The organism is Humidesulfovibrio sp. (genome assembly GCF_030689645.1).
GTDB lineage: Bacteria > Desulfobacterota > Desulfovibrionia > Desulfovibrionales > Desulfovibrionaceae > Humidesulfovibrio.
The window spans coordinates 1-9379 of record NZ_JAUYFU010000071.1 but is presented as its reverse complement, the minus strand read 5'-3'; the positions used below and the strand labels follow the sequence as shown (position 1 = coordinate 9379).

The following is a 9379-nucleotide window of genomic DNA, read 5'->3' as shown; positions in this document are numbered from 1 at the left end:
TCGTCACCAGCCTCAGCCTCTTCCTGGCGGCACAGCATTTTGCGAGCCAAGGATTTAACGATGAAGCGAAGGACAACATCCGTCTTTTTGAGACCGTTGTGGAGAAAGAAGTAATAGCCAAGCGTGAAAACACCCTCAAGGCCGCCACCTCCCTGGCCCAGAACCCGCACCTTGTGCAGGCGTTGGCCGAGAAGGACAAAAAAACGCTGCACACGCTTCTCAAACAACAAATGAACATCTTCAACGCAGGCACCGCATTTGTCACCGATGCGCAGGGCGTCATCATCGCGCGCGGACATTCTGAAAAGGCTGGGGATTCCGCCTCCGACAGGTTCCCTGTGGCCGAAGCGTTGAGGGGCAAAGGCTCCGCCTCCATCGAACAAGGGAAGATAATTAAATACGCTATTTTGGGCGCACACCCCATCGAACGCGGCGACACCATCATCGGAGTGGTAGCCCTGGGCATGGAGATCTCCGGCGAGGCCCATGTGGATGAAATAAAGGCGCTCACCGGCCTTGAAGTCACCATCTTCGAGGGCGACATGCGCATCTCCACGACCATAATGAAGGACGGCAAGCGCGCCGTTGGCACCAAGATGGACAACCCCAAGGTGCTGGAGGCCGTTCTGCAAAAGGGTGGGACATTCCTCTCCCAAAACACAATACTGGGCAAATCATACGAAACGGCCTACTGGCCTCTCAAAGACGGCGCGGGAAAGATCTTGGGCATGTTCTTCATCGGCAAGGACCGCAGCATCATTGAGGCCGCGCAAAACAGGATATTCTGGGCCATCTTCATCGCCGCCGCAGCCATCTCCATCGTCATGGGCGGTCTGGGCCTGCTCTTCGCCCGATCCCTGGCGCGCCCCCTGAAACGCACAGCGGACTTTGCCGAAAAAGTGGCCCAGGGCGACCTGGAGCGTGTTCTCGACGTGAAGCGCGACGATGAGATCGGCACCCTGGCCGACACCTTGCGGCACATGGTGGAACGACTGCGGGGCATGATCCTTGAGAGCGATCATAAGAGTAAAGAAGCTGAGGAACTGGCAGAAAAGGCCAACCATGCCACAGCAAGGGCCGAGGACGCCCTGAAGCAGGCCGCACAGGCCAAGCGCGAGGGTCTGCTCCATGCCGCCAGCCAGCTTGAGCAGGTGGTGGGCGTGGTTTCCTCCGCATCAGAGGAACTTTCCGCGCAGATCGAGCAGTCCCGGCGCGGAGCGGATCACCAGTCGCAGCGCGTGGCCGAAACCGCCACCGCCATGGAAGAGATGAACGCCACCGTGCTCGAAGTTGCCCACAACGCAAGCCGCGCCGCCGAAACAAGCGAGAACGCCCGCAAGAACGCAACCCACGGTGCGCAGATCGTGGCCCAGGTCGTGGCGGGAATCAACGAGGTGCAGCGCTCAAGCGAAGAGCTGAAGACCAACATGGCCGCCCTGGGCCGCCAGGCCGACGGCATCGGCACCATCCTCTCCGTCATCAGCGACATTGCCGACCAGACCAACCTGCTGGCGCTCAACGCCGCAATCGAGGCGGCCCGCGCAGGCGATGCCGGGCGCGGCTTTGCAGTCGTTGCCGACGAGGTGCGCAAGCTGGCCGAAAAGACCATGACGGCCACCAAAGAAGTAGGCGACGCCATTCGCGGCATTCAAGACGGCACGCACAAAAACATCCTCGGCGTGGACCGCTCCGTTGAGCACATCCAGAAGGCCACAACCCTGGCCCAGGATTCGGGCCAGGCCCTGCAAACCATTGTGGGACTGGTGGAATCCAGCTCCGACCAGGTGCGCTCCATCGCCACCGCCGCGGAACAGCAATCCGCCACCAGCGAGGAAATCAACCGGAGCGTGGATGACATCAGCCGCATCTCCAATGACACGGCAAACGCCATGAGCCACGCCTCCACCACCGTGGTCGAACTGGCCCGGCAGGCGCAGACGTTGAAGAACCTCACGAACCAGCTGCGCTCAGAGGGCCAGCAGGTATAGGCAAAACAGAGCCCCCCCTCTCGCCCACTCAATAGGGCTAAGCGGCTTCGAATCCCCATGCCGCCAGAGAGGTTTGCGAGAAGCAGAGGGGTGTTCAGCCACATGCGGAAATATCAATGAGAGCGGCCCGCCTTCCTGTTTAGGGAGGGCGGGCCGTTTGCATGTGACGGACTGCGTGCGGGCTGCTCGCCTGCTCCAGCGTAGCGCCCTGGGCGCAACGGACCTGCGCTGGCCATTGAACACAGCAAGGGCGCACAGGATGCAGGCGGCAATGGCGCTGCGAATCATTTGCGGCCCTGGGGTTAGGACCGGGGCTGCCGGGCGCAGGAACAGGGAGTCAGGACAGAGTCGTCAAGAACTGGAGGTCAGCCCCAGTAAGCGTAGCCCGCGAGCACCAGGGCGATGCTGGCCGCGCGCAAGGCCTGGTTGCTGATGATGAGCTTCATGGCCAGGGCTGGCTTGAAGATGCCCGCGTAGTACGGGAACTGGTGGCGCACTGCGCGCACCGGTGAGGACAAAATGTTGCCCACAAGCAGGGCCAGCACCAGCTCCTTCACCGTGAGCCCGCCGGTCTGCACCAGCGCGCCTGCGGCGGCGTAGCCCGCCGTCGTCTCTGCGGCCATGTGGAACACCACGATGCCCATGGCCTGGGGCGGCAGCCAGGACAGGAAGCTCGCGTGCTCGGCCATATATATCTCCATTGCGTCGAACACGCCCCAGCGCTTGAGAAAGAAAAACGCCACATAGATAGGGATGGTATAGAATATCATGCGCGGCAGGCGCTTGCGGAAGCGCTTCAGGGTCTTGTCCAAAGCGCCGCGCCAGTCCCACTTGGGGTCCTCGGCAAGGAGGCAGGCCACGCAGCCCTCAGGCAGGGGCGGCAGGGTCAGGCGTCCCAGCAGCACGATGCCCAGGGTGCGCAAAAGCGCGGCCCCGATGGTCAACCCCACGTAGAGCGCTGCTGCGGCCCCGATGAAGGGCGCGGCAATGAAGAACAGCGTAGGCAGGTGCAGAAAGTACGTGGGCAGGCTGTTGAAGAGGTTGGAGAGCATCACCTCGCGCCTGGTGATCTCGCCGCGCTCGTAGGCCTCGGCCAGCATGGTGTTGGCCGCCGCGCCAGAGAAGAACGCCAGGGAGAAGCTGGCCCCGGCCACGTCCTTGAGCCGCCCCAGGCGCACCAGGGGCTGCGCCACCTTGGCCACGGCGCGGGTCCAGTGCAGGGCCTCAATGAGCGTGCCCACAAAGAGCCCCACGCTGATGGACAAGAGCAGGCTCGACAGGGGCACGGCCAGCCCGTGCCAGAGAGCGCTGACGGTCAGGGTCTCGGCAACTGCCTGCATGAAGGCTTACGCATCCCCGTATTCAGAAGCCGCGTGGAACTCAGCCAGCTCGGCAGGGTCCATGCGCCGGGTGTGAGCATCAGCCGGGAACGCACCAGCGCGCACCTCGGCGCAATAGGCCGAGAGCGCCTCACACGCCGGGGTCCAGAGGTCGGCGTACTGTTTGACGAAACTTGGACGCAAGCCAGGGCAAAGGCCCAGCACGTCGTGGAACACCAGCACCTGACCGTCGCAATTTGGCCCGGCCCCGATGCCGATGGTGGGGATGCCAACCTCCTGCGTGATGCGTGCGGCCACCTCAGCGGGCACGGCCTCCAACACCAGGGCGAAGCATCCGGCATCGGCCAGGGCGTGGGCATCGGCCAAAAGGGCGCGGGCGGCGCGGGCGGTCTTGCCCTGGGCCTTGAACCCACCCAAACGCGCCACCTGCTGCGGGGTCAGCCCGATGTGGCCCATGACCGGAATGCCTGCGGAAAGCGTGGCCCGGACGTGCGGCGCGAACTCGGCCCCGCCTTCCAGCTTCACGGCGCGGGCGCCGGCCTCCTGCAAAAACCGCCCGGCATTGGCCACGGCGTCGGCAATGCTGGTCTGGTAGGAGAGGAAGGGCATATCGGCCACCACCAGCGCGCTTTTCACGGCGCGGCACACGGCCTTGGTGTGGTGCAGCATGTCGGCCATGGTCACGCCCAGGGTGTCGGGCAGGCCCAGGCAGACCATGCCCAGGCTGTCGCCCACCAGGATGACGTCAGCCCCGGCCTCGTCGGCCAAAAGGCCCGTGGGGTAGTCATAGGCCGTGAGCACGGCTATCTTCTCCCCGCCCTTACGGGCCAGGATATCCGGGGCAGTGCGCTGTTTCGGGGGCATGGCGTTCTCCTGTTCGTCGAATGCGATTTCGCGGGGGGAGTCTGTGGCGACGAAAATGCGTGGGACGCGCGGCTTCCAAGGGAGTCTGCCGCAGTGCCGCTCATTAGAACCGAGGACGCCGCCACGTCAAGGAGCGCGCCTTTTGTCACAAGCTGCGGGCGGGATGGCGGGGAGAATCGACTGGCTCAGGGCGGAGGAAATGCAGGAATGTCCGCCGCGCTACAGCGGCCACACCGGGACCAGCGCGCCCTTGTACAGCCCCTCGGCCTCGGCTGGCACGGCGATGAGCGCGTTGGCCTCCAACAGGGTCTTGAGCAGGCCGCTTTTGCCCAGCACAGGGTGGGCAAGGGGCGGCAGGCCGGGCCGCGCCTCCAGGCGGATGCGCACGAAGTCCTCGCGTCCGGGGCGGCCCGCGATGTTGCGCGCCAGCTCGGCCACAAAGGGCGGCGGCGAAACCGAAAGGGCGTCCGCCCTGCCCGCCAGATGCCGCAAAAACGGCGTCACCAGCACGGCCTGCACCACCTGGGCCGAGGTCACCTGGCCGGGCAGGCCGATTACGGCCTTGCGGCCCACGCGGGCGAGAATGGTGGGCTTGCCGGGGCTCATGGCCACGCCGTGGGCGAGGATCTCCGCGCCGGGCTGGGCCAGCATGGCCGCCACGGAATGGTCCCGCGCGCCGATGGAGCTGCCGCCGGACAGAAGAACGACGTCGCAGGATTCAAGCGCCGCAGCCAGGGCTTCGGTCAAGCGCGGCAGATCGTCGGGGATGATGCCTAGGGCCACGGGGACCCCTCCGGCCTCGGCCACCAGACAAACGAGGGCGCTGGTGTTCACGTCGCGGATCTGGCCGGGCTTCGGCGTTTCGCCCGCAGGCACCAGTTCGTCGCCGGTGGAAAGAATGCCCACGCGGGGCCGCTTGCCGACGCCCACGCGAGTCTGCCCAAGAGCGGCCAGCAGGCCCACGTCCTGGGCGCGCAGGATGCGCCCGGCGGGCAGCGCGGCCTCGCCCTGGCGAACGTCCTCGCCCGGGAGCATGACGTTCTCACCTGGGGCCACGCTCTTGCGCACCTCGATAGCGCCTGCGCCAAGATCCCCGGTGTGCTCCACCATAATGACCGCGTCGGCCCCGTCGGGCAGGGTGCCTCCCGTGGGAATGCGCGCGCACTGGCCGGACTCCAAGCTGAGGGAACCGCCCTGCCCTTCGGACGCGCTCCAGTCGATGCGCAGGTCGGCCACGCAGTCGGCATAGGCCGGGTTGGTCTCGGTGGCGCCGAACACGCTGCGCGCGGACAAGGCGTATCCGTCCATGCTGGCCCGCGCAGTCTGGGGCAGGTCTTCGGGCGCGGGCAGATCCGCTGCCAGCACCCGGCCCAGGGCGTCTTCCAAAGGCACGGACTCCGCGCCCAGGGGCGCAAAGGAGGCCAGGAGCGCGCAGAATTCCGCGCGGCTCACCACGTTCAGAAAGCCGTGGCCGTCCAGCGTCTTGCCCGGTGCGGAATCACGCAAGGCCGACTCACTCAATGTGAATGTCCACAGGACCGGGGGTGTAGCCCTTAAGCTCGGAGAGCATGCCCTGGATGCCGCTTCTGAGGATGCGCTCCACGAAGGGATTGAGGGGCATGGGCTGCCCGCCAACGGTGATGCGGATGCTGTTGTTCAGGGCCTTGCAGTCGGCCACGGAGGCGTCGCCAGCCACAATGTCCACGGCCAGGGCGCGGCAGTCCTTGCGGCCGCAGGCTCCGCAGTCGAGCCCGGGCAGCAGGAAGCCCGCCTTGGCCGCGATGCGCGCCAGGCCAGCCACGTCTCGAGTGGCCATGAGCTCGTCCAGGGCATGGTCGCCGTAGACGGCCAGGGCCAGCTCCGGGTCAAGATCCTTTGCCGTGGCCTCGTCTTCCGCGATGAGGATGCGCGGCATGAGTCCCAGGGTCTTGCCGCCCTCCAGCACCAGGAAGTCCGTGGTCACCAGCGGGATCAGGTCCGTCAGGGAGCGTTCCCCCGGCCAGGACACGAAGCTGCCGCCGGGCGAAAAGCCCATGACCATGTCCGCGTGGGCGCGGAACCGGGCCGTGTCGGTCTCGGCTTTCTCGTCAAAGCCGTGGTGCGAGTGCTTGACCAGGGTGACTGTGTGCCCCAGCTTCTTAAGGGCGTCGGCAAGCTCCAGGGCCAGGGTGGTCTTGCCGGACTTCTTGTAGCCCACAACGGCGATGGCGCGCATGGCTGCTCCTTGTTCTGACGGTTCTGGGGCTGGTTCCGCTAGTCGCCGCCCTCTTCCTCGCCGCCGCCCACGCCCAGGGCGTTGACAAGGCTGAGAAGCAGGCCGGGCTTGTCGTGCAGGTCGCTGGACTGCAAAAACACCATGCGCTGGCGGAAGCGCGAGCGCACAGTGGCAAGATACGCCGCGCGGTTCTCAACATTGCCTGGATGGTAGGCGTCGTAGTAGCCGGGCAGAATGGCGTCCACGCTCTTCTTTGTCGGAATCTGCGCGCCGGGCAAAATGTCCAGGGCCTCCCACTCCAGCTCGTCGAGAAGCAGCGCGGTTTGCAGCCGCAGGGAGGTCTTGAGCGGAATGGGGCGCAGGTCGATGTCGGACGCCTTCCAGAACCCGCCGGAATTGAAGCAGTAGCCCCTGGCCCCCTGGTCGAAGACCTTCACAAAGGCCTGCACGTCGCGCCACAGCTCGTAGACCCGGAACGGGTTGGCGAAGGGCACGAACACCAGCTTCTGCAACTCCTCCTCGGGCACATTCTCGGCCCGGTTGCGACGGGTCATGAGGCTTGCGCCCATGGCCACGGCCAGCGGCTGGCTGTCGAAGCGCATGAGCGGCGGCAGGCAGGAGTCCTTCATGAGCCAGCAGATGATGTTCGGGAAGCCGCAACGGTTCACGTACGCGCCAATCAGGTCGCGGTCGAAAAGCGCGCGGCCATTGGAGTTGCGCAGGTCCTGGCCCAGGGGCAGCACCTTTCCGTCCTTCTCGATGAGGCCGTGGTTCATGACGCTGATGATGTAGCGCCAGTCCTCGTGCCCCAAGGGGCGGGAGTCGGTCTTGTCGAAGAGCGTGGGCTCCCACACGCGGCACACCTTCTGTTCGCAGTCGATCTGGAAGGCGTCGTCGTGCAGCACCACTTTCTTGAATCCGGCAGGCAGGCTGCCGCCGTTGTCGGCGCTGTTGGTGTGGGAGCTTTTGCCCGTGCCGGAAAGGCCGAAGAAGGCGATGGAGCGCTTGCCGACCTGCTTGGCCGCAGCATCGGGGCAGGCGGAGAAGTCGATCTCCTTGATGCCGCCGTGGCAGGCTGCCATTCCCAGGCGCATGCCCGAGGTCCAGGCCAGGGTCAGCGTGCCCTTCTTGCGCTCGCCGAAGTAGCGCATGCCCAGATTGAAGATGACGTTGGCGCCCTCGTCCACCAGGGCCAACTGCGGGCCGCCGTGGTTATTATAAAACGGGTCAAGATTGCTCCACAAGTTGTCGCCGATGATCAGGATATCCTGTATGGGCAGCTTGGGGCTCTTGGCGTAGGCCTCGGCCAATTCGTCAAAGGGCGTGAAGTTGGCCAGCCAGTTGAAGATGTTCACCGCATCGTCCAGACCGCCCACCAGGGTGGCCTTGATCATCAGATCACGGTCCAGGCCGAGGATGGCGTGAGCCTTGATGAGCGGGCGCTTCTGGAAGTCGAACATGGCCTCGCGCAGGTCGCCCAGCACCTTCTGCTGGTCCGAAGCGGACAGGGCGTTGTAGAAGCGCCGCGCATTGGCGCTGCGGCCCACGATGCGGCCATGGCAGTTGTTCAGCACGCGCGCGCCCTCGGGCAGGCCCAGGCGCTTTGCCGCCGGGGGATACACCGGCATGTCCGTCAGGGACACGTCAGGCTGGGCGCAGGCCAGTTCATAAGCTTCGGCGGCGGTGACGGCCCGTACCCGGCTGTCCAGAATTAGTGTCTCGGCAATGGCGCGAAGGGGCGGCATTTTGGAAAGATCGGCCCCGTAGAACTCGTAGCTGGACTGGCTGGACATCCATTTCCTCCGGAGGTGGTGCTGCCTGCGCGCGAACTCCCGCACCCCCTCTGCGGAGCGGGGGGGTATCCTTGCGCAGACTCACACGATAGGCCAGAAACCCGGGGGCGGTCAACGGGGGAGAGGCCGGATGCGCGGCCCTTTGCGGAATGAGCTTGGGCGGGGTCGAGGGCGGTGAAGCGGCCAGTGTCGGCGTCTACGCAAAAAGCCCCGGCCTGGCGCAGTGGCCGGGCCGGGGCAGATTCACTTCATCACACAAAGCCGCCAATGGACCAGGCGAGCACCATAAGGCCCAGGACCAACAGGATGGGATTTGCAATGAACACCGTTGGCAAAATCCACCAGTATTGTTTCAGCGGTTGGCCCCGAAACTTTAGAAACAAACAGACATTCAGAAACCACGGAACCGCCGGAATGACAAATGTCTCCAGTTCAGTATAGCCGAGACGCCATCGTGTTTGCATCATACATGACAGCGTTGCCGTTATATAGGCGAGAAGCCCAAGGCCCACTCCAGGCTCTCGCATGAAACTCTGCTTTGGCATCATTTGAACAGCCATTGTGCTCCTCTTCGAAACAGATCTGCTTCATTTTCCGTCCCGGATGCAGGAGGCATGACCCATTGCTTGGGATCTTTGGGTAACTTGCTCAGCCCATCCACCAATTCACGGTCAGCCGTTCTCTTGCACTCCTCGCGCCATTTTCCCCTGTTCTCTGCTAAAATGTCCGCACTGTCACAGTTACGCCATTCAGTGTCATGCGTTTTATATATGTCGTCTGCGCTATCAGTTGATGGGGCTGTTCCATCTTCCCCGCCGTTGCGCTTAGGGATTTGTCCCCCGCTCCAATCCTTCCCGCCCCAGTTGCCATACTTTGGCTGCCAGAAAGGCCTCCCCTCGCCTCCAAACTCAACCCCAAAGAGGGACCACAGCCCCCACGCATCAACCCTGTTCACCGGATCATCCACGCAGTAGCCGTACCAATCGCTATCCCCGCCCTTTGCACCCAGCGGATCAAGGGCCGTGAAGCGGCCAGTGTCGGCGTCGTAGTCGCGCCAGACGAAGCGCGTCAGGCCAGTGTCGGCGTCAAAGAGCCCGCCCGCGAAGCCGAGCGGCAGGCGCACCACGTCTCCGGCCACCGCTAACAGGTTGCCGAAGCTGTCGTATTGTATTGCCTGTA

8 protein-coding genes are annotated in these 9379 nt (G+C 64.5%); 1 reads left to right on the top strand and 7 read right to left on the bottom strand.

Annotated elements, in window-relative coordinates; genetic code table 11:
* A partial coding sequence (locus tag Q8O35_RS10185) for a methyl-accepting chemotaxis protein (protein ID WP_305572889.1) occupies positions 1–1988 on the top strand: 1988 nt, incomplete at its 5' end.
* 365 nt (positions 1989–2353) lie between these two features.
* Here Q8O35_RS10185 and Q8O35_RS10180 read toward each other — a convergent pair.
* From Q8O35_RS10180 to Q8O35_RS10150, 7 genes are all read right to left on the bottom strand, one after another.
* Positions 2354–3328, bottom strand: coding sequence for a hypothetical protein (locus Q8O35_RS10180; protein WP_305572887.1), 975 nt, complete (start codon positions 3326–3328; stop codon positions 2354–2356).
* Positions 3329–3334: 6 nt separating this feature from the next.
* Positions 3335–4192, bottom strand: coding sequence for a 3-methyl-2-oxobutanoate hydroxymethyltransferase (gene panB, locus Q8O35_RS10175; protein WP_305572885.1), 858 nt, complete (start codon positions 4190–4192; stop codon positions 3335–3337).
* Positions 4193–4411: 219 nt separating this feature from the next.
* Positions 4412–5698 (bottom strand): gephyrin-like molybdotransferase Glp, encoded by a 1287-nt coding sequence (gene glp, locus Q8O35_RS10170; RefSeq protein ID WP_305572883.1) that lies wholly within the window; start codon positions 5696–5698, stop codon positions 4412–4414.
* Between the two features lie 7 nt (positions 5699–5705).
* Positions 5706–6407: a molybdopterin-guanine dinucleotide biosynthesis protein MobB gene (locus Q8O35_RS10165; protein WP_305572881.1), complete on the bottom strand. Its 702-nt coding sequence runs from the start codon at positions 6405–6407 to the stop codon at positions 5706–5708.
* 38 nt (positions 6408–6445) lie between these two features.
* Positions 6446–8200: a phosphoenolpyruvate carboxykinase gene (locus tag Q8O35_RS10160; RefSeq protein WP_305572879.1), complete on the bottom strand. Its 1755-nt coding sequence runs from the start codon at positions 8198–8200 to the stop codon at positions 6446–6448.
* A gap of 251 nt (positions 8201–8451) precedes the next feature.
* A complete protein-coding gene (locus Q8O35_RS10155) occupies positions 8452–8760 on the bottom strand; it encodes a hypothetical protein (RefSeq protein WP_305572877.1) in 309 nt (102 codons plus the stop codon).
* Positions 8745–9379 (bottom strand): RHS repeat-associated core domain-containing protein (locus Q8O35_RS10150; RefSeq protein ID WP_305572875.1); only part of this gene is annotated, 635 nt, incomplete at its 5' end. The genes Q8O35_RS10155 and Q8O35_RS10150, both read right to left, overlap by 16 nt.

Excerpts from the sequence above, each read along its gene's own strand:
- Q8O35_RS10180 (WP_305572887.1), bottom strand. The coding sequence starts at position 3,328 with ATGCAGGCAGTTGCCGAGACCCTGACCGTCAGCGCTCTCTGGCACGGG.
- Q8O35_RS10160 (WP_305572879.1), bottom strand. The coding sequence starts at position 8,200 with ATGTCCAGCCAGTCCAGCTACGAGTTCTACGGGGCCGATCTTTCCAAA.
- Q8O35_RS10155 (WP_305572877.1), bottom strand. The coding sequence starts at position 8,760 with ATGGCTGTTCAAATGATGCCAAAGCAGAGTTTCATGCGAGAGCCTGGA.
- Q8O35_RS10165 (WP_305572881.1), bottom strand. The coding sequence starts at position 6,407 with ATGCGCGCCATCGCCGTTGTGGGCTACAAGAAGTCCGGCAAGACCACC.
- panB (WP_305572885.1), bottom strand. The coding sequence starts at position 4,192 with ATGCCCCCGAAACAGCGCACTGCCCCGGATATCCTGGCCCGTAAGGGC.